This window comes from Niallia circulans (genome assembly GCF_003726095.1).
In the GTDB taxonomy this organism is placed as follows: Bacteria; Bacillota; Bacilli; order Bacillales; family Cytobacillaceae; genus Niallia; species Niallia circulans_A.
Genome location: NZ_CP026031.1, coordinates 1578983 through 1604731, shown reverse-complemented (window position 1 = coordinate 1604731; position 25749 = coordinate 1578983). Strand labels below are relative to the sequence as shown.

The window sequence follows — 25749 nt, the reverse complement described above, 5'->3', positions numbered from 1 at the left end:
TTAATAGAATAAGTTTCCTTACATTTGATTAAGTAAAAATAAACATGGTATTCTATTTCCATACATAGTGTAAAACTCTCTTGGAAACGAAAGTGGTGAAGCATTTGGATAATGGTAACAATAATACAGAAAAAGAAATAGAGCAAGAAAGTGAGCAAGGGTATATAAAAATTAAGAAGTTTTATTTTGTCATGCTTTTATTTGTAGTAGTTATTGCCGCTGCTGGGATTACAACAATTGCCTTTTCTTTTGGTGATGAACCTGCAGTTAAGGTGAATAATCAGAGGGAAGAATTCAATAAACTTTATACAGCGTATGATACATTAATGGATAACTATTACAAAGATTTAAATTCAGTGGATTTAGTGAATGGTGCTATTGACGGTATGTTTACAGCACTTGATGACCCTTATTCTGATTATATGAATGAAGAAGAGGCTGGAAACTTTCAACAAAGTATTTCCTCCTCCTTTGAAGGCATTGGAGCAGAAATTCAGCAGTTAAATGATAGCATTGTAGTAGTATCGCCAATAAAAGGATCACCAGCTGAAAAGGCAGGCATAAAACCGAATGATAAAATTCTGACAGTAGACGGTAAGTCATTACAAGGAATGAGTTCTTCAGAAGCTGTTCTTTTAATTCGCGGTGAAAAGGGAACAAATGTTGAATTAGAAATAGAACGTTCTGGTGCAAGTGAACCGTTAAAAATGACGATTACAAGAGATACGATCCCGATTGAGACTGTTTATGGAGAAATGGGTAAAGACAAAATTGCCAAAATCCAAATAACTAGCTTCTCGGAGCATACAGCAACGGAATTAGTTGATATCTTAAATAAATATCAAGAAGATGGTATGAAAGGCATAGTTCTTGATTTACGTCATAATCCAGGTGGGTTACTAGAAGAAGTCAAGAAAATTGCTGGTCTATTTGTTCCAGATGGGGAAATTATTTATCAAATCGAACATAAAGATGGAACCGTAGAAAAAGTTACTTCGCAAAATAGCAGCAATATGGACATTCCACTTGTTGTGTTAATTGATGGTGGAAGTGCAAGTGCCTCAGAAATATTAGCTGGTGCTGTTAATCAATCTGCCAATGTTCCGCTTGTTGGCGTTAAGTCGTTTGGAAAAGGAACTGTTCAACAAGCAAAAAGTTTCACAGATGGAAGTAATATTAAATTTACGGTCGATAAGTGGTTAACACCAAACGGTAGCTGGATTCATGAAAAAGGGATTGAGCCAACCTATAAAGTAGAACTTCCAAGTTATGCAAGCCTAACAATGATTAATCCAGAAAGCAAATTGAAAAAAGGCAGTAATTCAGAAGAAGTTAAAACGGCGCAAGAAATGTTGAAAGCATTAGGATATGATGTAGACAATACAAATGGCTATTTTGATGATAGTACGGAAAAGACTGTAAAAGAATTTCAAAAGAAAGAAAAATTAAAAGAAGATGGAATTATTACTGGAAAAACAACAACAGAATTAATGAATAAACTCCGGGAAAAACTTCAAAAATCAGATACACAAATGAAAAAAGCAATAGAAGTATTAAAAGATGAAATGAAAAAATAAGACTTTCATGAAAAAGGGTGACAGACAATTGTCATCCTCTTTTTCTTAGGTTGCTTTTAAAAGTAAGCCATTGTATGACAAGTAGTGAAAGTATGCATGATCCTTTTCGCAAAAATTAATATAAATAAAGGAAGATATAAGATGAAACAAACAGATATATACGTCCTTTCTGGATTTTTAGGCAGTGGAAAAACAACATTATTAAAAGAAATATTAAAAAAGGAACAAGAGCTTGGTAGAAAAGTGGCTGTCTTAATGAATGAATTAGGCAGGATTTCCATAGACTCCAACGAAATAGATGGTGATATTCCATTAAAAGAGTTACTTGGTGGGTGTGTATGCTGCACAATCCAAGATGAAGTGGAAGCGCAAATACAAACTTTATTAGTGGAAGAAAAACCAGATGTTATTTATTTTGAAACAACAGGGGCTGCACATCCTGTTGAAACGATAGATGGGATTCTTTCTCCTCTTTTTGCCAATCGTCTACGGTTTAAAGGAATCATAACAGTTATAGATGGAAGACAGTGGCTTGAGCGATCAGCGTTAAATGCACCAATTCAACAACTTATTCTTGAGCAAGCAAGGCACGCAAGTATATTAATTATTAATAAAGAAGATCAGTTAACTGAAGCTGAAAAAGCCAAAATTAGTTTTGAGCTTCAATCGATTAATCCACATGCTTTAAGTGTGCTGACTAATTTTTCCAAATTCCCTTTTGAAAAATTACTCCAAATGGCAAGCCATGTCTATAAGGATATCGAAAAAACCTCCATCCATAGCTTGCATTTAAGTACATTTGTGTATACATTTCAAAAGAGCATTGGAGCAGACCAATTTGAAGATTTCTTAAGAGCGTTGCCTGATACGATTTATCGCATAAAGGGATATGTTCAATTTCACCAAGCAAAACATCCAGACTTATTTCAGTATTCATACGGCATGCCTTTATTTATGAGAGAAGACATGAAAATGCCATTGAATATGGTATTCATTGGAGAAAATGTTGATTGGAAGAAGATAGAGGCAGCGTTGGATCAATTATAAATGGTATGACATTTTAACAAATGAAGATAAATTAGAGTATAGAGAAGAAAATAGGGCAAACTTTCAATAGTAAAAATCATATTGAAGGTGGTTTATTGTGAACAAAAAAAATTTCCTGTTACTTTTTCTTTGTTATATTCTTATAATTCCTGTACCTTTAGTGAAGGGAGCCGAAGAAAATATTTATTCTCCGATTAGTTTTGATATTCAATTATTATCATGGAACGTGATTAATGAGATGATTCCAAAATATAGCAAGTTTACGATTTTAGATATTGAAACAGGTAATCAGTTTAAGGTACAACGGAGAGCAGGCAGCCAACATGCAGATGTACAGCCATTAACTGTAAAAGATACAAAGATAATGAAAGAAATTTATGAAGGGAAATGGAGTTGGAGAAGAAGAGCGATTCTCATTATGGTAAATGATCAATGGTTCGCAGCATCTATGCATGGCATGCCCCATGGAGCAGGTGCCTTAGCAAACAACTTTCCTGGACATTTTTGTGTGCATTTTTTAGGAAGCACAACACATAAAACAGAGAAGATGGATTTTTCTCATAAATTAATGGTCTATAAAGCAGCAGGTCAATTAAGACAGTACATAGAACAAATGAATCCAAACGATGCAGTCAAAGCCTTTATCGCAGGGATAAAAGAAAAGGATGCAACCATTTTATCATACATTACAACGAAGCAAGATTGGTCTTCAGAACTAGCTTTGATAGAGAATATTAAGATAAATCGTTTAAATGAAGTTAAGCCAAAGGTTTATGAGCAAGCACTACAAGTTACTCTTGCCATTGAGTGTAATGTATATATGAAAAATGCCAGAACAAGAAATATAAAAAAAGACCTAGTATTAGTTCGGACTTCACCATTAGAAGGATGGAAGGTGAAGGTTGAAGATTCATCCATTTGAATAGTTCCTATAAAAGAAAATCCCAGCACTTTTAAATCTTGTAGTGCTGGGGTTTTTTACTATTGTTTAAATAATAAACTGAGTAAATTTATTTCTTATCCTTTCATTTCTCCAAATTTAATAAAGGTTTTTTCATCTTCAACCAAACCACAAGCAGCGCATTGAACTCGATAATCTGGACCAGAATATCCCATATGGAAAGGGGATAAATTCTCAGATGAATATTCCTCTAAAACCTGACCAGTTTGCGGATCGACCTTAACGGATTGAGGAACTTGCTGAATAATATTAAAGCGACTGCGATTTGTTTTGCAATTGGGGCAGCAATACGGTTTGTTCATATCATTACTCCATTCTTTATAAGGTATATTAATCCATATTAGGTTTCCAAATTTACCGTTTTTTATGCATATAGAAGAAATGAGAATGAATTATGAGTGTTTGTAACAAACACTAAATTTTTGTAAACTGTTTGTCTTTAATGTTATTTAAAGGCAGTCCCAAAAAGTCTGTCAAGTATGTAATTTACTCTAAAATATAGTTATACTTAAAAAAAATAGAAAAAAAGGTTTTTTTATCCATATTCTCTTTCAAGAAAGAAAGAGAAAAAATTAGTTGATATAGCTATTAACCTATTATATATTCCTTTTTTACCCATGAGAAATGCTTCCTATTTCCTTCTATTGGTTTTAATATCCAGAAATATGACAAAAAAACATATGATAAGATGTTGTTGTAAGTCGAAACAACAAAATCTATTACTATTTCGATTTGGACAACCAAGGAGGAAATAAACAATGAAAAAGAAGAATTTAATTTTATCAGTGGCAGCAGCTTCAACGTTATTGATGGCTACTCCACTCGCAAATAAAGCGGAAGCTTCAACTGTTCAACCACAGGAAGCCAAAACAATCTATCAAGCACACAATCTTTCAGAAGAACAGCTAAATAAAATTTTTCATAATATAGCTTCTAATTATCATATAGATATAGATAAAGTTTTGAATGAATTAATAGGATCAATGGATAAACAACAAGCATCTTATCCTGTTACTAAACAAAAGGATATGCAAAAAGAAGTACAAAAGGAAACAGTGAAACCAAAAGAAACAGCAAAATCAAAAGAAACAGCGAAACCAAAAGAAACACAGAAAGAAACAGCAAAACCAAAAGAAACTAATAATGTACAACAGCAATCAAATTCAAAACCTAATACAACAACACAACAAAATACTACTTCTGAATCTACAAAAAATAATTCAGCTAATGCAAGTTCTTCCGTCAGCGCATTTGAAAAGCAAGTAGTAGATTTAACGAATAAAGAAAGAGCGAAGAATGGCTTGCCAGCACTTACTTTAGATAATGAATTAAGTAAAGTTGCAAAAGCAAAGTCACAAGATATGAGTGCAAATAATTATTTTGATCATACAAGCCCAACATACGGAAGCCCATTTGATATGATGAAACAATTTGGTGTAACGTATAAAGCAGCAGGAGAAAATATTGCCAAAGGTCAAAGAACCCCAGAAGAAGTAGTAAATGCATGGATGAATAGTGAAGGGCATCGTGCGAATATTTTAAGCAATAAATTTACCCATATTGGTGTTGGTTATGTAGAAAATGGTAATTACTGGACTCAACAATTTATTGGTAAATAAGCATATCTTTTCTGCAAGTTTATAAATACAGCTTCGTTTTAATTGATGACGAGGCTGTATTTTTTTGTATTTCAAACATCTTTTTATCTGAAAAATGGAAATTCAAGAAAGGAGAGCTATTTTTAAACAAAATAGTGGTATTTTTGAGTAGAAATTTATATAATGATTTTTCCTGAATATCTACTTTTATATAAAGCAAACTAAAGAATAGGGCATCAGGTGATAAATTTATTGTATAGGAGAAATTATTTGTGGAAATTAGACAAGGACATATAGATGATTTAGCATCAATTATGGAGATAGTAAAAAAGGCTTTAGTTATTATGCAAGAGGAAGGTAATGATCAATGGTCTCATAAATATCCAAACGAAGCCAGCTTCCTGGCTGATATCGAAAACAATAATCTTTTTGTAGCTATTATGGATGATAAAGTCGTTGGATCCATTACAATAGATCAAATTGGCGGTAAAAGTTATGAGAAAATTAATTGGAGCTATGATAATAAGGAATACATGGTTATACACCGATTAGTCGTTGATTCTGATATCCGTGGAGGCGGCATTGCAAGTAATTTATTAGCATTTGCTGAAGTGTATGCGATTGAACAAGATATTTTTTACTTAAAAACGGATACATATTCATTAAATGATAAGGCCCAAAACTTATTTGTGAAGAATGGATATAATAAGGTTGGTTCGACATTTTTTGAAGGGAAAGACAAACCGTTTTATTGCTATGATAAATTATTTCTATAATTATAATCAGTCATTTTAAAGAGGATAAAGGAAAGGAGGGAAGTCTACATTCCCTCCTTTCTCATTTCTTTACAGGGAAAGGAAAGCTGCAATATTCCATTCTCATATTTCTTGTTGATCTCTTTTTCCTTTACATATGCGGGTATTTTTATATTCTTAATGAAATGTTTATTCTGCCGTTCTTTTGATAGATAGGCACAATCAGGAATGATGGTTTGATAATGACCTTCTATACGCAGTTGATTGTTATTTAAATGAATCGAAAGCTGATTCATATCTATCCCTGGTAATTCTATGTCAATATAATATCGAGAATGAAATAGATAAAAATCGCAAGCAGGAAAAGCATCACTATTTTTTATGGATGCAGCTGGATGGGAGAACCACTCTTTTTCATTTGGTTCAAACATATCTTTCCAGTAGTCTTTCTTATGACTATTCTCTGAAAATTGATAGATTTTTTTTAAGTTATCAAAACTCATAAATTCTCCTCTTTCTATTAATTCATTTCTGTAACATCAATCTCTGAATAGTGAATATCAATATTCTTTAGAATTCTTATTTCCAAAATATCATCCTTATAAAGTGCGACAGATCCTTTTTTACGAACAATTGCTGGAAGGGTAATTGTATGCTTATCTTCAAATAAGGGAATATGTTGTATAATTAGTTGATTGGAAGTATAGAAAATTTTAATATGCTCTAACCAACTGCTATCGAGGATAGGAATTCGGACATAGACATGATGATGCGTCTCAAAAACAATATAATTAAATTTTTCGGCATGGTTAATGTTATCTTTACGAAAATTTGCTTCTTTTGAAAAGCTTTGGAACATTTTCTCTGGTTCCATTTTTTGCAGAGATTCAGGCATGAGTTTATCCATCATTTCTTGCACATACTTTTGGATATCTTGCGGATTCATTTGGTCCATTCTACTTTTGGCGTCTTTATTAAAAGGGAATAAATTCCACGGGAACATTGGAAATTCATCCTTTCTTACTTACAAATATATGCTTATTTTTTATTGTATTCACACATGACAAAAGTGTGTATTTGCCTAGTAAATTGAAGGAAATACTTTCTAGATGAATGACAAGATGGGGGAACAGTTTCAAATCAAAAAGGAAAAGCTTGATCTTCCAGAAAGAGGGTTGGGACAAAAGAATTTTACATAAAGAAAAAGCCAAACTATAATACAATAAAACATCGTAATAGTTCGGGTTTTTCTTTTCGCTGATTTATCTTTCTTATAGCTAAAAAACAAGTTCGTTCCATTGCGCTTCAGTCACTCGCTTTCCGCGGGGAGGAACCTGAGCCTCCTCACTGCGTGCAGTGACCCCTAAAAGTTAGACGCAGTTATTTCATTAGGCAACTTGTTGAAAATGAGTTCGGTATTGTACCGGACTCATTTTGAATTTTCCCTTTAACCGTTTTCTATTATAGTATTCTATATATTTTTCTAATTCTAGTTTAAAGTGGTTCACACTTTCAAATTCCTTAAAATAAAGGAGTTCTGACTTCAGTATCCCAAAGAAGTTTTCCATTACAGAGTTATCGTAACAGTTCCCTTTACGTGACATACTCTGTTTAATCCCTTTTGCTTGAAGCAAGTTGCGATATTGTTTCATTTGATAATGCCAACCTTGGTCGGAATGCATGAGTAATTGATGCCTTTTTGGTAAGGATTCTAATGCTTTTTCTAACATGTCCGAAACTAATGAATACGTTGGTCGAGAACCGATGGTATACGTAATAATTTCCCCATTAAATAAATCTAATACAGGCGATAGATACAGCTTTTCCCCAAATAACTTGAATTCTGTAATATCTGTTACCCATTTTTCATTCGGTGCGTCCGCACTAAATTGACGGTCTAAATGATTTGGCGCAATTTTACCAACTGTGCCTTTATAAGATTTATATTTTTTCATCCTCACTAGACATTTTAAACCCAGCTCTTTCATGATTCGTTGAACCTTTTATGATTTACTTTTTTTCCACGATTCACTAGCTCATCCCGAATACGTCGGTATCCGTAACGACCTTGATGTTCTTCATAAATGGCTTGGATTTCTCTTTTATATCGGTGTCTGGATCAGGTCGATTCATTCGTTTTACTAAATCATAATAGGTGCTGCGTGGAATGCCAGCGAGTTTTACGAGTGACTTCACCGAATACTTATGCCTTAACTCATAGACTACTTGTGCTTTGTCTTGTTTGGTGATTTTTCCTTGTTTTGAACTAAGGCATTCAACTTTTTTAAATACTCATTTTCCATTTCCAGTTGTTTTATTCGATCTTCTAGTGCTTCAAAAGAACGATCAGTAGAACTTTGTTTATTTGAATCTTTTTTCATGGATAGACGCCCCTGTTCCTGTGACTGAAGGGCCTCTATCCCTTGTGTTTCAAACTTTCTTTTCCAAACAGCTAGAGTGGAATGCGCTGGGATATTAAAAATAGCTGCCGTTTCACATAGAGAAGTACCATTTTCAGTCATATATTGTAGTACTTCTAGTTTAAACATTTGTGTATAACTTGTACAACGTTTCATCAATGCCTCTGCACCATTGTAGTTGTATTGTCTTACCCATTTAACAATCGATTTGTGATCTATTCCAATTGATTTTCCAATTTCTCTGTAACTTTCTTTTCCGCTTAAATAGCGAGTTACGGCTTGTAGCTTCATTTCCGCAGTAAATTTGGACAAAAAAACTGCACCTCCAATTATTGTAGATAGTGTCTAACAATTGGGGTGCAGTTCAGCGCTGCGGGGTCTCAGCCTTTCCTCTATTTCCCGCAGGAGTCGAGTGTCTTCCACTCCATTTCACTAATCTTATAAAATGGGGCGAGAAACAAAAATAGATTTTATTTATCATTCGTCTAATTCAACAAATGATTATTCAGCTTTAAGCATATTCTTTTTAGTTTTGTCTCAGCCCCGGTGTTAATTTCCGTATTGTTTATCACTAAATTTGTGTTTTTGAATTTTAAATAGTCGGCTTGTTAAGAAAATTGCACCGGTTGCAAGGCCGATAATGAGACCAATCCAATAGCCGAAGGGTCCTAAGTTAGTGTAGGCAGCAAGAAGATATCCGCTAGGTAGACCTATCACCCAATATGATAGAAAACTCATGAGAAGGGTAACATTTACATCTTTATACCCTCGCAAAGCTCCTTGGATTGGTGCTTGAATTGCATCAGATAGTTGAAAGAATATCGCGTAAATAAGAAAGTGGGCTGTTAATTGGAGAACCTCCCAGTCATTTGTATAAATACCAGCAATGTTAGTTCGAAACGTCAAAAGAATCATTCCACTTATAAATGCGATGCTTATAGCAAGCCCAACACCTAACCAGCTATATGTTTTGGCATCTTTCATACGTCTAGCTCCTACTTCATAACCAACTAGAATGGTTAATGCGGTAGAAATACTGAGGGGAACCATATACAAAAGAGATGCAAAATTAATTGCTGATTGGTGGGCAGCAATTGTATTTGTATCATAATTGCTCATTAAAATCGTTACTGCACTAAAAATACTTGTTTCAAAGAATACAGAAAAACCAATCGGGACGCCAATTGTCAATATCTCTTTCCATTTACTCCATGATATAGTCGGAAAGTGGCTAAATAACTGAAAAGCTACAAAAGGGTGTTTTTTATGAACGATATAAACCGCAATAAAGAGCATAACCCAATAAGTAATACTTGTTGCATACCCAGTGCCCACTCCACCTAATTCAGGAAAAATCCAAATACCATTGATCAGTGCATAATTTAAGAGAATATTAATCGGTATTGCAATTAACGTTATAAACATGGAAATTTGCGTCTGGCCAAGAGAATCAATAAAAGAACGCAGTACAAAGTATAGAAAAATAGGTATAATTCCGGTACTCAATGCGATTAAGTAATGATATGCGACTCTATAGACATCCTGTTCTAAGCCGAGATTTGCAAGAATTGAATCTAAACAGAAATAACCAATAATTAATAAGGCGATAGCCATAGTAAAAGATAAGTATGCTGCTTGGATAACAGAAAAAGATACGCCTTTTTGCTCATTTTTCCCCATTAATTGGGAGACAATTGGAGGTAAAGCCAGCAATATACCACTAAGTCCTGTATATATTGGCGTCCACAAGGAGCTGCCGACTGCTACTCCGGCTAAATCAACAGGACTATAATGTCCAGACATCGTCGTATCAAAAAAACTTAATGCAAAAATACCAACCTGCGTAACCAATACAGGAAATAAAATAATAATCATTTGAGAAAGCTTTTGTTTTATAGAATATGTTTGTTTCATCTGCTTGTCCTCTTTCTTAACAATAACGTTTCGTATTATATCATAGATAAGGAGATTGAAGGAGAGAAAAAAACGAAAACTTCTAAATTGTTCGCAAATAGGAAGAGGAATCGCATTCATTTTTTACTTGCAAAGTATTAGTATTCCCCTTATCATGAAAGTTAAAAATATGAAAGGGTAGCACCGCTTTTTTCTATTCAATTGGTGTAGATAATGGGATAGCAAATACTTTTAAGTACCTATATGTTTTTTGTTACCTGATTCATAAATAAATAAGCATATGCTTATTTATAATACATAAATGAGGGTGGATAAAATGAGTAACAAAGACCAATCTTTAAATGTATTATCTTTAAAAGAGTCAGCAGATGTGTTAAAACTGCTTGGAGATAAGACAAGGTTATCAATTGTTAGTTTGTTGTCTGAACAAGCATGCTGTGTATGCGAATTGGTAGAAATATATAATATGTCGCAGCCAGCTATCAGCCAGCATCTACGTAAAATGAGGGACTTAGGGATTGTTAAAGAACAGAAGAAAGGTCAATGGGTCTTCTATTCATTAAATAAAGCAAGTCAATATGATGGATTGATAAATGAACTTTTACAGCATATACCAAGTCAGCATGGAAAAATGACAAGGTTAAAAGAAAAAGGCATTAAAATATTATGTAACTAATGGAGGTAGTCTTGATTTGCTACACACATTTTTAGCAATTATTATTTTTTTATTAACATTAACTTTTGTGATTTGGCAGCCCAAAAACCTTTCTATTGGTTGGTCTGCTTGCGGGGGAGCGATATTAGCTTTATTAGTCGGGGTAGTAGATTTTCATGATGTTGCAGATGTGACTGGAATTGTTTGGAATGCAACACTTGCATTCATCGCCATTATCATCATCTCCCTTATTTTAGACGAAATAGGTTTTTTTGAATGGGCAGCACTACATATGGCTCGAATGGCCAATGGAAGCGGGCTAAAAATGTTTTTCTATGTTTCCCTTTTAGGTGCTCTTGTGGCAGCATTATTCGCAAACGATGGTGCAGCGCTTATTTTAACACCGATTGTGCTGTCGATGGTTCGAGCATTAAAGTTAGAAGAAAGAATGGTTCTTCCATTTATTATGGCAAGTGGTTTTATTGCGGATACCACGTCCTTACCCCTAGTCGTCAGTAATTTAGTAAATATTGTTTCTGCTGATTTTTTTGGAATTGGATTTGTTGAATATGTTTCTAGAATGATTATACCAAATCTATTTTCTTTATTGGCAAGTATGCTTGTTCTATATCTCTACTTCCATAAGAGAATTCCTAAAATATATGATTTAAACCATCTAAGGTTGCCAGCAGAAGCTATTAAGGATCGACAAATGTTCCGGATTTCCTGGATAATCTTAGCCTTTCTTCTAATTGGATATTTAGGCAGTGAAGTTCTGGCGATTCCGGTATCCGCTGTTGTTGGCGGCATTGCTCTTGTATTTCTTATTTTTGCAAGACGAAGCAAAGCAGTATCTATCAGAAATGTAATAAAGGGAGCTCCATGGTCAATTGTTTTCTTTTCGATCGGAATGTATGTAGTCATTTACGGACTACGTAATGTAGGGTTAACAGGCTTGTTATCAAGTCTTATTCAAGTAGCTGCCGACCAAGGCTTGTTGATTGCGACAATCGGTATGGGATTTATTGCAGCTGTTATTTCTTCTATTATGAATAATATGCCTACTGTTTTGATTGATGCTTTAGCTATAGCGGATACAAATGCAACAGGAGTAATAAAAGAAGGCTTAATTTATGCTAATATTATCGGCTCTGATTTAGGACCAAAAATCACGCCTATAGGTTCATTAGCAACTTTATTATGGCTTCATGTATTGTCGCAAAAAGGGGTCAAGATTTCATGGGGAACTTACTTTAAGACGGGAATTATTTTAACCATTCCAACCCTTTTGATTACATTAATTGGTTTATACTTATGGCTATCGATCATTTCTTAATAGACATAAGAAAAATCGTTTATGGGAACAGTACTGGCAAAGATAAATCATAAAATACACTATTATTTTTAGGAGGGTGATCATGAAAATTGTTATCATAGGATCAGTAGCGGCAGGTACATCAGTAGCGGCAAAAGCACGGAGAAATGACGAGCAGGCAGAAATCACACTTTATAATGCCGATTATGACATTTCTTACTCCGGTTGTGGGATTCCTTATTTCTTAGGCAGAGAAGTTGATGAAATAGAAAGTTTAACACCGAGAAATCCAGCTTGGTTTAAGAAAAGATATAATGTAGATATTTTTGTCAGGCATGAGGTTATCGCTATCGATGTAAATCGTAGAAAGATCCAAGTGAAAAACTTGGATACAGATGAAGTGATAGAGGATATTTATGATGTATTAGTATTTGCAACAGGAGCATCACCTTTAACGCCACCAATTGAGGGGGTAGAAAAAGACCATGTTTTCCACATTCGAACCATTCAAGATACAAGTGCTATTGACAGGTTTATAAAAAAGAAGGAGCCAAGAAGAGCTGCAATTATAGGTGCAGGGTATATTGGTTTAGAGATGGCTGAACAGCTAACAAACAGAGGGTTAGAGGTTACATTAGTGCAACGCAGTAATCACATATTATCACATATGGATCAAGATATTGTTACATATGTAGAAGAACATCTAGTAAAAAAAGGGATTAACCTTCTTTTGAATGAGGAAGTTAGTGAAATAACTACTAACGAAATAAGAACAAAATCAGGAAATGTTATAGAAACAGATTTGGTTATTTTAGCAACAGGGGTTAGGCCTAATGTTCACTTAGCAGAGTCAATCGGTGTAAATATAGGACATTCTGGTGCTATTGCCGTAAATAATAGGATGCAAACTAACTTACCTAATGTATATGCGGTAGGGGATGTTGCAGAGAGCTATTCTCTCATTACCGGTAAATCATTATATCGGCCATTAGGAAGCACAGCAAATAAAATGGGAAGAATAGCCGGTGATGTTATAACAGGGGGGGCTTTAGAACATAGAGGCATTTTAGGAACTGCTATTCTTCGTGTTTTTGACTTAGCTGTTGGACAAACTGGTATGAACGAAACGGAAGCATTGGAGGAAGGCTATGATATAGAAGTTCTCCATAATATCAAGCCTGTAAGAGCTGAGTATTTGGGTGGTAAACAATTAGTCATTAAGGCAATTGCAGATCGCAAAACAGGTAGAATTTTAGGTGTACAAATAGTAGGGGAAGAAGGAGTCGATAAAAGAATAGATGTTTTTGTTACAGCCATTACATTTAAAGCAAAAGCGGAAGATTTATTTCATCTTGATCTTGCATATGCCCCGCCTTTTAGTACGGCAAAAGACCCTGTTATGTATACTGGAATGGCTTTACAGAATGCTATTGAGAAGAAAAATCAATTAATCACGCCAAAAGATTTAAGTGAAAAGATAGAAAAGAGAGAGGCTATTCAAGTTATTGATACACGCTCTGCAAAACAATTTAATGCTTCATGTGTGGATACAGCTATTAATATCCCTTTGGGTGATTTGCGAGAGAAATGCAAGGAACTAGATCCAAATTTACTCACTGTTACCTATTGTAATAGTGGTGTAACCGGAAATGCTGCCCAAAACGTACTACGTAATTTAGGATTTATGAATATCTATAATCTTTCTGGTGGAAACAAGAATTATCAAAGTTATAAAAAGAAGCGATAATTTACTATGATATTCATTCATAGGCGAGAATGAATACATGGAGGATTTCTCCATCCAATTTTCGTTAGATTATTATAGAAGAATAAAAATAAGATCAGTGATAGTTATTTTTCTATCGACTGATCTTATTTTAGTATCGGAGCTAAATTACGCCTCTCTACAATCATTTGTCGTCTCTTCCGTATTTTGACGTAAAGTGTATAGAGTAAATAAATCTTTAGGAATTTCGAATAGTTGATAAGGGATTCCAGAAGTATTTAAAATTTGTAACAGATTACTTCTTGTTTCATTTGCTGAAACCGCATAGGGAAGCTTTTCAGCCGCTTTTAGTGAGCGGATATTATTACTTCTAATTCGCATTAATATACTTTCAATATTCAGCTCAAAAAATGCTTCAGCAAAGAATAATTCTTTTGCTATTTGATTGTATCCCATGCCATGATAAGGTTTTCCCAACCAAGTACCGAGGAAACCGATATTTTCGTTTATATCATATAGATTAATGGTACCAATCGGATTTTGCCATTCATCTAATATCGTTCTAGAGATAAGTTCTCCTCTTTCTTCCGCTTCTATTGTCTGCTTGGTAAGAAAAAGGTATTCTTCATATGAATAAGCTTTTTGACGCACGAAAGGGAAGACATCAGGGTGCGTCATTAAAGGATATAACGCTTGACATTCCTCAAGATCTCTTTTTTTTAACACAATAATCCCTCCAGTTGAGGGCAGAACTTATTCATGAAAAAGAAAAAGCCCACCCTCGAAATTTTTAATCCATTTGAAAAAAAATTTCGGGGTGGGAATCGAACCCACTAGAACCAAAGCGGTGGCGCACCATTTGCCTTCCCATCTTTAATTATTATCTCATGATAACAAATTACTTTTCTATATCATACAAAATTTCGGTGAAATTGAAAATAGGAAAATACAAACAAATTGTAAAATTTTAATGAAATGATGTAAAGAAAGGTAAATTATTTCACTATAACAAAGAGGGATGAAAACTTCCGCCAATTAATTGGACATAAATTATTTCAAAATGAAACATTTATATGAAATAATCGTATATAATAACATAGCAATTATTATTTTAGTTGGAGGTTTCTTTCATGGATTTAAATAAAGACAGATCATCAAATGATGATAGAGTTTTTGCGATGTTGATTTATGTGTCTAGTTTTTTTACTACTTTTATCGGGCCATTAGTTATCTGGCTCGTGAAAAAGGATTCGCCTTTTGTGGATTATCATGGTAAAGAATATTTTAACTTTTTAATTTCTTATGCCATTTATTCCTTTATAGCATGGATTCTTGTGTTTCTTTTAATAGGATTTATTATTTTACCAATAATCGGAATCATGGCATTTGTATTTACAATTATCGCTGCCATTAAGGCTTATGAAGGCCAGGATTATCATATTCCTTTAACGATTCGTTTTATCAAATAATCATTGTTAGATCATTAACTGTTTATAAAATGACAGCCTATTCGTTTAAATCAGCGACCAATTTCGGTGACCCGCTTTTTAACGAATAGGCTGTCATTTTTCGGTTTTTATATTTCCACAATCAATACTTACTAATAGATTAGACTCTTTTAAAATTTTTCTTCTAATTAATCATAGATTTCAATAGAAATTAATAGAATAAGAAGAATGAGAAAGATAAGTGCACAGCCGCGCTAACCTTTCATTACAAGAATGGATATAAAGGAGTCTTCATGATGAATATTGAAAAATACTATAAATATACAGCCATATCTTCCTTGAACGCTAGTTTAATTAGTTGTATTCCTCTATTCCTTTTTATAGGCATATTTTTATTGAATCATTCAAGTATTACTTTTCTTTACCTTTTAGTCCCATTTGCAATGTACAGTGTAATTTGCTTTTGTCAATTTTATTTACATAAACAGCGTTTAGAGAAAATGGATAATTTTTTCTCCGTAGGACAGGCAAGATCCATTTTAAAATCCAATACGGTAGTTTTATCTTTTTTACCTGCCCCATCCTTAAGAATGATTGTTTTTGATAGAGAAGGACAAGAGATAGGGGAAATAAAAGATGAAAAATTCTCAGTCATTCGTTGGTATCTACCATTCTTATTCGATCGATTTTATACAAAATCGTACGGCTTTTATAATACGCAAGGGGATCTCCAATATGTTTTTACCTTAAAAAGAGACAGAATAGATATACAGAATAAGGATAAAAAAATAATCAGCAGAATTTTAGAAATAAAGACCGAAAAACGATTAGTGAACCAATTTCTTTATGGGGAAGACACAATCATAATGAAAAAAACCTTTGGTCACATGGAGTACCAGTTTGAGCAAGAAGATGGTCATAAATTAGCTCAGTTAAGAAAGGGCTGGATGCCGAAAGAATGGGCAAAACGTTTTCAAGATCCTAATCTGCCGCTGTTGACAATTGATCACCACGCGTCTGATAAAGAGGTTATTCACCTCTATGCGATATTAACAAAGTTATTCGCCTATACGAATCATTAATATGGGGGGAGTTGAGCATAGAAAGTTTTCCTTTGATAAGCTGATTTAATGAAAACTGACTAAATAATAATAAACCACTAAAAGGAAAGTAGGAAAAAATGAGTATTTTCTCCTGAAAAACATTGGCAAAACATTGGTAATCTGCTATCATAATTTCTTGTGGCTACCTTATTGAATGCTAAAAGTCATGTCAATCATTGGCATGCTTATATTGTATTTATAGGGAAGCGGGTAGGGAGAGGGATACAACTAAATAGGTATATCTGATGAAAGATTATATTTTTTCATTTTTTCAGCTAAAGGAAAGTCAAACATCCATTAAACAAGAGGTACTTGCAGGGATTATTGGGTTTTTTACTGTTGTATACATCGTGGTAGTAAACTCCTTAATCTTAGCAGAAGCAGGTATTCCGTTGGAAGCAGCAATCATTGCAACCATTTTAACATCCGTTGTTGGCTGTTTTTTAATGGGCTTATATGGAAATGTGCCCGTTTTGCTTGTACCTGGTATGGGTATCAATGCTTTGTTTTCTTATACCATTGTAAATTCAATGGCTCTAACCTGGCAAGAAGCGTTGGCAGTAGTGTTTGTTTCTGGAATTCTCTTTATGATTGTGGCTTTTACCAAACTAGCTAGAATTGTAAGTGATTCTATTCCTGTTTCGTTAAAAGAATCGATTAGCGTTGGATTAGGTCTATTTTTAATGCTAATTGGTTTGGAAAAAGGCGGGATAGTAGAAAGAGGAACAAATTCAATTATTGCCTTAGGATCTTTTAATGATTTACATGTATTGGCAACAGTACTCACATTTTTAATAAGTATTATTCTGTTTTTAAGAAATGTGAAGGGAAACTTTCTGATTACGATTATTGTTGGTACTTTCATTGCTTGGCTGTTTGGACTGATCAATGTAAACGCAGGAAGTAGCCAATCGATTCACCTTCAAGAATACAGGAGTGTGTTCGGCCATCTGTCTTTTGATAAACTTGTAACGATTCCTTTTTGGATTGCCGTATTTTCTCTTACAATGGTACTTGTGTTTGAAAATATTGGATTGGTCAATAATCATGTTCAATTTATAAACAAACCTAAGCGATTTCAAAAAGCTTTTCGAGCTACTTCTATTTCTGTTTTTCTATCTAGTTTATTTGGCACAAGTCCAACGGTAGCTACTGTGGAAAGCTCTGCAAGTATGACTGCTGGTGGGAAAACAGGCTTAACCGCTGTAACGACAGGTTTTCTGTTTATTTGTTCAGCATTTTTTATTCCTGTCATTAAATTAATCCCAGACAGTGCTATTGCACCAATTTTAATCATTATTGGAGGGTTAATGCTGCAGAATATCCGAAATCTGGATTTAAAGGATTTAAGTGAAAGTTTTCCTAGCTTTTTTATTATTGCGATGATTCCGTTTACGTACAGTATCGCAGATGGCATGGCTATTGGGTTTATTCTTTACCCGATTTTAAAGATTGCATTAGGGAAAGCGAAAGAAGTTTCACTGCCTTTGTATTTCATATCCTCATTATTTTTGATTAATTTTGTACTTCAATATACACATTAATCTAAGACACGTCCATTCTGAAATTTGAAGTTATTTTCTTATTTCAGAAGTTGTCACTAGCAGTCTGACATCACTCGTTTGTGTATGAGTATATGCTTTTTGTCTTAGCAGCTTTACTCTATTTAACGATATGTCAGACTGCTCTATATATTTTTAGAATTCCCCGTTTTTTTCAAAAAACCTTTTAGAAAAATAGTATGCAAAAAAGTTCTTTTTTCTAGATAAACTATCATTTTTATTATCAAGGTCCTAGAATCAAAGAATCTATTCTTCATTCCCTTTAAATACAACTTAGATAATCCTTAAACTTTCATGATGACATTTTTTTGTGAAAAAATTATTTTCTTACAAGCAAGGTTCGACAACCTTCTACTTATAAATTTATTAAAATGACAATAACTAAGCGTAAAAAGATTGACGGAGGTAAATAAATGGAAGTTTTTGTGGCGAGACAGCCACTATTTAATCGAATCGAAGAAGTTTATGGATATGAACTACTTTATAGACATAACAATATTAATTCCTTCCCCAATGTGAATGGTGATCAGGCAACGACAGATGTTATTATTAATAGTTTTCTTAATATTGGAATAGATAAATTATCAGATGGTAAACCTTGCTTTATTAATTTTACGGAGAATTTATTAGAACTTAAGCTTCCTACATATTTTCACCCAAGGGATATTGTAATAGAAATTCTAGAAACAGTTGTTCCAAGCCAAAAAATAATAGATATTTGTTTAGAACTCAAACAATTAGGCTACAAACTAGCTTTAGATGATTTTATTTTTGAGAAAAGTAACCCATACTCTTATTCTTTGCTAAGATTAGCAGATATGATTAAAGTCGATTTTCAAAATACGACAAAAGAAGTGCGAGCAGAAATAGAAGATGTTGCTAAAAAGCATCATCTTGAATTAATTGCTGAAAAACTTGAAACAAGTTCGGAGTATAAACAAGCAAGAAATAGAGGCTATCATTATTTTCAAGGTTATTATTTCTCAAGACCATTCATTATGTCTTCCCATGATGTGCCAACCTATATGCCGACGTATTATAAGATTCTTGAGCTACTACATGATGAAAATCCAGACATAAACCGTATTTCTAAATTGATTGAACAGGATATTTCTTTATCCTATAAGCTTTTAAAATTAATTAACACACTAGAATATGGAGTAAAACAAAAAGTAACTAGTATTAAGCATGCCATTATATATATTGGGCTTAGAGAACTTCGAAAATGGATTTATATTCTTACAGTTAGGGAAAAGGACTGGAAGAATGGAATTTCTTTAGAAGTGATGCATAATTGCTTAATACGTTCTAAAATGTGCGAATCAGTAGCAAAGCTTGTACCGGGAAGGATAGAATATGGAAGTTTTTTTTTGACGGGCATGTTCTCTCTTATGGATACCATTATGAACAGGGATATGGATAGCATTCTTTCCGATCTACCATTGGATGAAACAATTGTACAAGCTTTATCAGGACAGAAAAATGTTCAACAAGACGTGCTTCAATTGGTCATTGCAGCAGAAACAGCTGACTGGCCCGGAATTGCACTTGGTTGTAAAGAATTAAATATTCAAGAAAAAGAATTATTTAAAGTATATGCAGAATCTATTTCATGGGCAAAGAAGCTATTAGATGATGATTATTTATATGGATGAATGGAAATGACCTTAACGACTTGATTATAAGCTGTTAAGGTTTTCTCTTTTTTAGTCAGGAAGAATTGATTGCAGGTTAGACAAAGGAACAGTAAAATAAATAAGAAACAAATTCAGCTTGGAGGAATTATGAAATGAATATAAAAATTACAAAATGTCATGGAAGTGGCAATGATTTTTTAATAATAGATGAAATTTCAGACGCCTATCAGTTTTCCGAAGAAGAAAGAACGGAGATAGCTAAAACGTTATGTAATAGAGGTTCTTCTTTAGGGGCGGATGGTATTCTTTTTGTAATGCCTAGTCAAGTTGCGGATGCAAGAATGAGAGTTTTTAATGCCGATGGTTCCGAAGCTTCCATGTGTGGAAATGGGATTCGTTGTGTCGCTCGATATGTTTGTGAACTTCTTCAGGTAGAGGAAGCAGTGATTGAAACAATGAAAGCTAATTTAGAGGTGAAAAACGAAGCAGATATTTATCCTAATATTCCAACATATTTGGTAGAAATATCTCCTGTATCTTTTCAAACAAAGGACCTGCCATTACAGGTAGAATCGACTACACTAATAAATGGGAAAATTCCGGGATTAAATAATGATTTATTATTTACTGCTTTAGCTGTGCCTAATCCACATTTAATTACACTTGTAGATAAAGCAGTACTTGATTCTGATATTCAAGAAACATTAAGTAAATATGTGAATGGTCCGAATGAGTATTTTCCAGACGGTGTAAATGTTAGCTTTGTATCGATATTAGAAAAAGGTAACATTTATGTACGTACATACGAGAGAGGGGTAGGGTTTACAAATGCTTGCGGAACTGCTATGTCTGCTTCAACCCTTGTTTCCATACTAAATGGGTTTAATCAAGAAAATACCTATGTAGATGTGTATAATAATGGAGGCAAAGTCCGCTGTTATGTTCATCATCGTAATGATCAATATCGTATTGATTTAATTGGCAATGCCACTTATGTTTATCGTGCTGATGTATCGTTTAAATGGGATGCGATGGAAAGTTTTTCCGTATCGAATAAGTCCTATTTTGAGGAAGAAGCTGTTCAATATAAAAAACTGCAACAAGAAGCAAAACAATATGTCGAAAACCATTTAAAATAAATTTGCAGAGAACAGTAGTTGGTTAGTATGGGAGGAAAAGGTTAGGTCTATTCAACATTATGTTATGTGGAATAGGAACTGACCTTTTTGTTACCGTCTTGAGAAGATTTTAAAGTGATTAGAAAATGGACAATAACCTGCATTTTTAGCAGGAAAATAGCAAGGATAAGAGCGCCAAAAAGAGGAAAACTAGACAAAATCTTGTATAATTTTTTTCTATTTGCAAATGGTAAGGATAAAAGGAATAAAGGACATGAAACCAATAAAGCCGTTTGAACCACTACTAACAGAAGCAATTCCAAAAGGGGATCAATGGATAGCTCAAGTTAAGTGGGATGGAACAAGAATTCTCTCCTACTATGATGGAGAGAACACAAAATTATTTAATCGAAAGAAAAACGAAAGAACGCAGCAATATCCTGAATTACTAAAGACTAGTTCCTTCGTACAGGCAAAAAATTGTATTCTCGACGGGGAAGTTATTGCTTTGCAGGATGGGAAACCATCCTTTTATGAAGTAATGAAACGGGACAGAGTGAGAAATCTTGAGCGATTAAGTGGTCTGCAAGAAGAGATTCCCATTACCTATATGGTTTTTGATATCCTGTTCCTCGATGGACAGTGGTTAGTAGATAAGCCGTTACTGGAAAGACAAAAAATATTGCATGAAAAAATAGCTGAGACGAAAGTTGTTCGACTTGTTGAAAATTTTGCTGATATGCAAGGTTTATTCACTGTTTGTCAACAACATCAGTTGGAAGGAATCGTCTGCAAGGATCTTGGCAGTTCCTATGTTCTGGGCGGAAAAGATGCAAGATGGCTTAAGAGAAAAAAAGAGCAGGATTTAATTGCTATAGTGGGAGGAGTAACAATTAAACATAAAACGGTTCATTCTCTCCACCTCGGGTTATTTGATGAGTCAGGACAGTTGGTTTATATTGGAAGTGCCGGTTCGAGTAAATTGACCGCAAACGACTGGGCTGCTGTCTCCAAGGCGATTGAGCCAATCATTATAAAAGAAAGTTCTTTTGTTAATCTTAAGGAAGCGAAAGATGGAGTCTGGCTGCGACCAGCACTCACTGTCAAAATCTCCTTTTTAGAATGGACAGAAGGCAAAACATTAAGGCATCCAGTCATCGAGTCATTTGTCACTATTCCCATTGAAGAATGCACATTAGAATAACAACACGCATATCTAATAGTATTTTAGAAATAAGCCCAAACATTAGACAGAAAAAATTCCGTACCATTGTTTGGGCGTTTATTGTCTTTATGTTTAAATACAAGGATTTGATAATTCGTTTTCGCAATTATCTATTTAGATGTTTTCCTGTCCCTTCCTCGTTTTGTATATTTGTTAACACATCTAGTACTTGCTGGAAAGGTTGTTTTTCTTTTGCCTCAAAATAACCAGCGAAAGAATGAATCCCATTTTGAAGTCTTTGTAATACAACATCCATTGAAAATTGACTAGGATGAAGATCTTCTGTTAATTCATCCCATGCAATTGGGCATGCAACATATCCGCCTTTATTACCGCGAATGGAATAGGGAGCGATAATTGTTTTTCCTTCACTATGTTGGATGTAGTCAATGTATAATCTGTTTCTGCGGTTTTTCTTTAATCGTTCTATGGTGAAAAGCTCTGGATTTTCCTCAATCATATAATTAGCAATAAATTCTGTGAATAAACGTACTTTTTCATAAGTAAATGTTCTTTCTGGAAGTGGTAAATACACCTGAATTCCTTTATTTCCTGATATTTTCACAAAAGATAAAAGCTGTAATCGTTCCAAAATCTGTTGCAGAACTTTTGCAGCTTTAATAGCCATATAAAAATGTTCCACAGAAGGCGGGTCTAGATCAAAGACAATTTCAGAAGGCATGCTATTAGAATAAATTGTTTCAAAAGGAATGTGAAATTCAAACGCTAATTGATTTCCGAGCCACATAAGCGTTTCTACATTATTACAAACAATATATTCTATGTCTTCGTTTTTATATGTTTCCACATAAGAAGGAGCGTAGTCTGGACATTGTTTTTGATAGAAAGATTCGCCAAATAAACCATGGGGAAATCGAATTGTAGTCAATAAGCGATTTTCTAAAAAAGGAAGTAAATATGGACTGACTTCTTTTAAATATAAAATATAATCAAGTTTCGTAATCTTGGTATTGGGAAAAAGAGGTTTATCAGCATGAGTAATAGGCGTAGACTCTGTTGCGATAACATTCTCTAATGTACAGTCTTTCCAATCTTTATTATATAAAAATTGGATAAAAACAGGATTGTTTAGTCTATGCTGTTGAAAAGAGGAAAACTGTAATTCTACGCAAATTCCGGGATCTAGAAAATAAAAGTTGTCATCTTCCTTTATAGCATGTTCTTTTATAATCTGTAATAATGCTGTTTTTTCTGCTCTTTTTAAGCCATTTTGAAAAGAGCCTACAGGGATTATGTTCTCATTTCCAATGACGCTGACACCAAATGAGTCTGTTTTTTTATGATAATTACTAATAAAAAATGCAGCTTTATGCATTTGTCTATCCTCCTGATTTGACTATCTCTTACTAGTATAACTATTTAAGTACATAAGTATGAACAGTGTCTGTTACCAATAATTAAATAGTATGAAAAAAAACCGGTGACACAATGTATAAATAGATAGAAGTAAAGCGATGATGAATTTTGCTTTTGCATTCAACTAATGAGATGGGAGAATAAATATGCATACAATGTGGAAAGGAAATATAAGTTTTGGACTAGTTAGCATACCGATTAAGCTGCATTCGGCAATAGAAGATAAAGATATTAAGCTTAGAACACTTCATAAGGCTTGTCATGCCCCGATTAAATATGAAAAAAAATGTTCTGCTTGTGGAAATGAAGTTGCTCCAGAAGAAATCGTGAAGGCATATGAATATGCAAAGGGAAAATATGTTGTCCTTGATGAAGAAGACTTGGGAAATTTGCGTAAAGAGAATGAAGATAAAGCAGTGGAAATTATTGATTTTGTGAAGATGGAAGAGATTGATCCCATTTACTTTGAAAAATGCTATTATATGTCTTCCGGTGAAGGGGGGAACAAGGCTTATGCCTTATTAAGACAAGCTTTACTTGAGACAGGGAAAGTTGGAATTGCGAAAATTATTATTCGTTCCAAAGAGCAGCTGGCAATTATTAGGGTGTATGAAAATACCCTCGTAATGGAAACCATACATTTTCCTGATGAAGTTCGTAAAGTGGACGATGTACCAAATGTTCCGGAAGTAAATCAACTCGAGAAAAAAGAATTGGAAACAGCGATTTTATTAATTGACCAATTAACAACAGAATTTACTCCGGAGAAATATACTGATGAATACAGAACAGCTCTTCTTGAATTGATTGAAGCGAAGAAAGCTGGCAAAGAGGTAGTGACAGGCACAGATAAGCCAAGGGAATCTAATGTCATGGATTTAATGGCTGCACTACAAGCATCTATTGATAATACAAAGCCTAAGAAAACTGAGGAAAAAAAGAAAAAACAACAAGAAAGAAAGTTGTAAAAGAAGCTTAAAAAAGAAAAAGACAAGGTGCTAGCTTTTACTATTTTAGGAATAGCTAGCACTAAAATATAACAGCGAGGGATTTACATGGAGAAAAGAATAACATCAAAATATATCGGTATAATGTTAGCAATTATCCTGATTTTTAGTGGGCTATTTTATATTATTGCAAGACATGTAAAGAGCTCTGATATTATTTCATTTGACGAGACAATCATCCACTTTACGCAATCATTCATTTCAGAAGATTTAACAATATGGGTTGAAAGAATTACCTTTTTAGGATCTAGTCTGTTTATTGCAGCCGCGATACTAGTTATTACAGTACTTTTACTATGGAAGAAAAAGTATGCTTTAGTTATTTTTTTCATTTCAACTAATAGTTTTGGTGCATTATTAAATACACTTCTTAAATGGTTCTTTAAAAGAGAGCGTCCGGATATATTGCCTGTTATAATAGAAAAAGGCTATAGTTTTCCAAGTGGACATTCTATGGGTTCGCTAATTTTCTTCAGCTCATGTGCATACTTATGTATACATTTGCTTAAATCTACTGGGAAGAAAGTGCTGGCTTACATAATTGCCTGTTTTTTTATTCTTTTAATAGGGACAAGCAGAGTATATTTAGGTGTCCATTATCCAACAGATGTTGTTGGTGGCTACTCAATAGGTATCGCCTATTCTGCTGTTTGCATATTAGCATTTCGACTATATGAATTTAAATCGAAACGCTAGTGTGAATGCAGAATGAATAATAATTAAGCGGAGAAGAATGAAATATTTTTGGGGGAAATGAAATGAATCAGCATATTATTCCAGCATCATCCAATATGAAGGAATTTGAAGCATTTTTAAAAAGTGATTATGAAATTGGCGTATTTTTAGAAGTACATGTTTCACAGTTAAAACATATAAGTTTGCTTGCAAAAAAAGCAAATAAGAAAATGATTTATCATGTTGACTTAATCCAAGGATTAAAAAGTGATGATTTTGGAACAGAGTTTATCTGTCAAGAATTTAAACCATATGGACTTATATCTACAAAATCATCGGTTATCTTAAAAGCAAAGCAGAAAAACGTGATAGCAATCCAAAGGGTATTTCTCCTTGATAGTCATGCAATAGCGAAAAGCGTTAAGCTAGTTCAACGAACACATCCTGATTATATTGAAGTGCTTCCAGGAACAATGCCTTGGATGATTAAAGAAATAAAAGAGAGTTTAAATGTACCTATTCTTGCGGGTGGTTTGATTCGCTCGGATAAGGATATAAGTAATGCAATTGAAGCAGGGGCTACTAGTATAACTACTTCAAAAAAAGAATTATGGCAAAAAATAAAGTAA

26 protein-coding genes are annotated in these 25749 nt (G+C 33.8%); 17 read left to right on the top strand and 9 right to left on the bottom strand.

Going from position 1 to position 25749, the window contains the following annotated elements; all coding sequences use genetic code 11:
* Positions 1-104 precede the first annotated feature (104 nt).
* The 3 genes from C2I06_RS07630 to C2I06_RS07620 all read left to right on the top strand — a co-directional run bounded on the left by C2I06_RS07630 (position 105) and on the right by C2I06_RS07620 (position 3546).
* A complete protein-coding gene (locus C2I06_RS07630) occupies positions 105-1577 on the top strand; it encodes a lmo1851 family serine protease (RefSeq protein ID WP_442757172.1) in 1473 nt (490 codons plus the stop codon).
* Between the two features lie 141 nt (positions 1578-1718).
* Complete coding sequence (locus C2I06_RS07625; RefSeq protein WP_123257806.1) at positions 1719-2624, top strand: CobW family GTP-binding protein; 906 nt, start codon at positions 1719-1721, stop codon at positions 2622-2624.
* A 97-nt stretch (positions 2625-2721) separates the two neighbouring features.
* On the top strand, positions 2722-3546 hold the full coding sequence (locus C2I06_RS07620) for a hypothetical protein (RefSeq protein ID WP_206427987.1): 825 nt from the start codon (positions 2722-2724) through the stop codon (positions 3544-3546).
* 95 nt (positions 3547-3641) lie between these two features.
* On the opposite strand, the gene C2I06_RS07615 is transcribed toward C2I06_RS07620, so the two are convergent.
* Entirely contained in the window at positions 3642-3887 is a 246-nt protein-coding gene (locus C2I06_RS07615) for a DNA alkylation repair protein (RefSeq protein ID WP_095332061.1), read from the bottom strand.
* Between the two features lie 456 nt (positions 3888-4343).
* On the opposite strand from C2I06_RS07615, the gene C2I06_RS07610 reads away from it, so the two are divergent.
* Positions 4344-5204, top strand: coding sequence for a CAP domain-containing protein (locus C2I06_RS07610; RefSeq protein WP_095332063.1), 861 nt, complete (start codon positions 4344-4346; stop codon positions 5202-5204).
* A 251-nt stretch (positions 5205-5455) separates the two neighbouring features.
* Positions 5456-5959, top strand: a complete 504-nt coding sequence (locus C2I06_RS07605; RefSeq protein ID WP_095332065.1) for a GNAT family N-acetyltransferase — start codon at positions 5456-5458, stop codon at positions 5957-5959.
* A gap of 44 nt (positions 5960-6003) precedes the next feature.
* On the opposite strand, the gene C2I06_RS07600 is transcribed toward C2I06_RS07605, so the two are convergent.
* From C2I06_RS07600 to C2I06_RS07585, 6 genes are all read right to left on the bottom strand, one after another.
* Complete coding sequence (locus tag C2I06_RS07600; RefSeq protein ID WP_095332067.1) at positions 6004-6441, bottom strand: Hsp20/alpha crystallin family protein; 438 nt, start codon at positions 6439-6441, stop codon at positions 6004-6006.
* A 17-nt stretch (positions 6442-6458) separates the two neighbouring features.
* Positions 6459-6941 carry a spore coat protein gene (locus C2I06_RS07595; protein ID WP_095332069.1) on the bottom strand — a complete coding sequence of 161 codons (483 nt, stop codon included), beginning with the start codon at positions 6939-6941 and terminating at the stop codon, positions 6459-6461.
* A 385-nt stretch (positions 6942-7326) separates the two neighbouring features.
* Positions 7327-7929 (bottom strand): IS3 family transposase, encoded by a 603-nt coding sequence (locus tag C2I06_RS25795; RefSeq protein WP_338134288.1) that lies wholly within the window; start codon positions 7927-7929, stop codon positions 7327-7329.
* On the bottom strand, positions 7923-8024 hold the full coding sequence (locus C2I06_RS25790; protein ID WP_275068613.1) for an IS3 family transposase: 102 nt from the start codon (positions 8022-8024) through the stop codon (positions 7923-7925). Before C2I06_RS25790 ends, C2I06_RS25795 begins: the two co-directional genes overlap by 7 nt.
* A gap of 136 nt (positions 8025-8160) precedes the next feature.
* Positions 8161-8670: a helix-turn-helix domain-containing protein gene (locus C2I06_RS25785; RefSeq protein WP_275068596.1), complete on the bottom strand. Its 510-nt coding sequence runs from the start codon at positions 8668-8670 to the stop codon at positions 8161-8163.
* 237 nt (positions 8671-8907) lie between these two features.
* Positions 8908-10272, bottom strand: coding sequence for an MATE family efflux transporter (locus C2I06_RS07585; RefSeq protein WP_123257805.1), 1365 nt, complete (start codon positions 10270-10272; stop codon positions 8908-8910).
* A gap of 316 nt (positions 10273-10588) precedes the next feature.
* On the opposite strand from C2I06_RS07585, the gene C2I06_RS07580 reads away from it, so the two are divergent.
* From C2I06_RS07580 to C2I06_RS07570, 3 genes are all read left to right on the top strand, one after another.
* On the top strand, positions 10589-10948 hold the full coding sequence (locus C2I06_RS07580; protein ID WP_123257804.1) for an ArsR/SmtB family transcription factor: 360 nt from the start codon (positions 10589-10591) through the stop codon (positions 10946-10948).
* A 16-nt stretch (positions 10949-10964) separates the two neighbouring features.
* Positions 10965-12263, top strand: coding sequence for an arsenic transporter (locus C2I06_RS07575; protein WP_095333692.1), 1299 nt, complete (start codon positions 10965-10967; stop codon positions 12261-12263).
* A gap of 82 nt (positions 12264-12345) precedes the next feature.
* The gene (locus C2I06_RS07570) at positions 12346-13989 is read left to right on the top strand and encodes an FAD-dependent oxidoreductase (RefSeq protein WP_123257803.1); all 1644 of its coding nucleotides are present in this window, start codon (positions 12346-12348) and stop codon (positions 13987-13989) included.
* A 147-nt stretch (positions 13990-14136) separates the two neighbouring features.
* Here C2I06_RS07570 and C2I06_RS07565 read toward each other — a convergent pair whose 3' ends face one another.
* The gene (locus C2I06_RS07565) at positions 14137-14694 is read right to left on the bottom strand and encodes a GNAT family N-acetyltransferase (protein WP_095333695.1); all 558 of its coding nucleotides are present in this window, start codon (positions 14692-14694) and stop codon (positions 14137-14139) included.
* Positions 14695-15098: 404 nt separating this feature from the next.
* Here C2I06_RS07565 and C2I06_RS07560 point away from each other — a divergent pair, with 404 nt between their 5' ends.
* The 6 genes from C2I06_RS07560 (at position 15099) to C2I06_RS07535 (ending at position 22040) form a co-directional block, all read left to right on the top strand.
* The gene (locus C2I06_RS07560) at positions 15099-15437 is read left to right on the top strand and encodes a DUF4870 domain-containing protein (protein WP_047940478.1); all 339 of its coding nucleotides are present in this window, start codon (positions 15099-15101) and stop codon (positions 15435-15437) included.
* A gap of 275 nt (positions 15438-15712) precedes the next feature.
* Positions 15713-16498: a hypothetical protein gene (locus tag C2I06_RS07555; RefSeq protein WP_095333696.1), complete on the top strand. Its 786-nt coding sequence runs from the start codon at positions 15713-15715 to the stop codon at positions 16496-16498.
* 266 nt (positions 16499-16764) lie between these two features.
* The gene (locus C2I06_RS07550; protein WP_095333698.1) at positions 16765-18063 is read left to right on the top strand and encodes an NCS2 family permease; all 1299 of its coding nucleotides are present in this window, start codon (positions 16765-16767) and stop codon (positions 18061-18063) included.
* A gap of 431 nt (positions 18064-18494) precedes the next feature.
* Complete coding sequence (locus C2I06_RS07545) at positions 18495-19736, top strand: EAL and HDOD domain-containing protein (protein WP_095333700.1); 1242 nt, start codon at positions 18495-18497, stop codon at positions 19734-19736.
* A 134-nt stretch (positions 19737-19870) separates the two neighbouring features.
* Positions 19871-20857: a diaminopimelate epimerase gene (gene dapF, locus C2I06_RS07540; protein ID WP_123257802.1), complete on the top strand. Its 987-nt coding sequence runs from the start codon at positions 19871-19873 to the stop codon at positions 20855-20857.
* Positions 20858-21110: 253 nt separating this feature from the next.
* Positions 21111-22040 (top strand): ATP-dependent DNA ligase, encoded by a 930-nt coding sequence (locus C2I06_RS07535; RefSeq protein ID WP_123257801.1) that lies wholly within the window; start codon positions 21111-21113, stop codon positions 22038-22040.
* A gap of 127 nt (positions 22041-22167) precedes the next feature.
* Here C2I06_RS07535 and ligD read toward each other — a convergent pair whose 3' ends face one another.
* Complete coding sequence (gene ligD / locus C2I06_RS07530; RefSeq protein ID WP_123257800.1) at positions 22168-23397, bottom strand: DNA ligase D; 1230 nt, start codon at positions 23395-23397, stop codon at positions 22168-22170.
* A gap of 187 nt (positions 23398-23584) precedes the next feature.
* Here ligD and ku point away from each other — a divergent pair, with 187 nt between their 5' ends.
* From ku to C2I06_RS07515, 3 genes are all read left to right on the top strand, one after another.
* Positions 23585-24406 (top strand): non-homologous end joining protein Ku, encoded by an 822-nt coding sequence (gene ku / locus C2I06_RS07525; protein WP_123257799.1) that lies wholly within the window; start codon positions 23585-23587, stop codon positions 24404-24406.
* An 87-nt stretch (positions 24407-24493) separates the two neighbouring features.
* Complete coding sequence (locus C2I06_RS07520; protein WP_095333707.1) at positions 24494-25141, top strand: phosphatase PAP2 family protein; 648 nt, start codon at positions 24494-24496, stop codon at positions 25139-25141.
* Between the two features lie 62 nt (positions 25142-25203).
* A complete protein-coding gene (locus C2I06_RS07515) occupies positions 25204-25749 on the top strand; it encodes a glycerol-3-phosphate responsive antiterminator (protein ID WP_095333709.1) in 546 nt (181 codons plus the stop codon).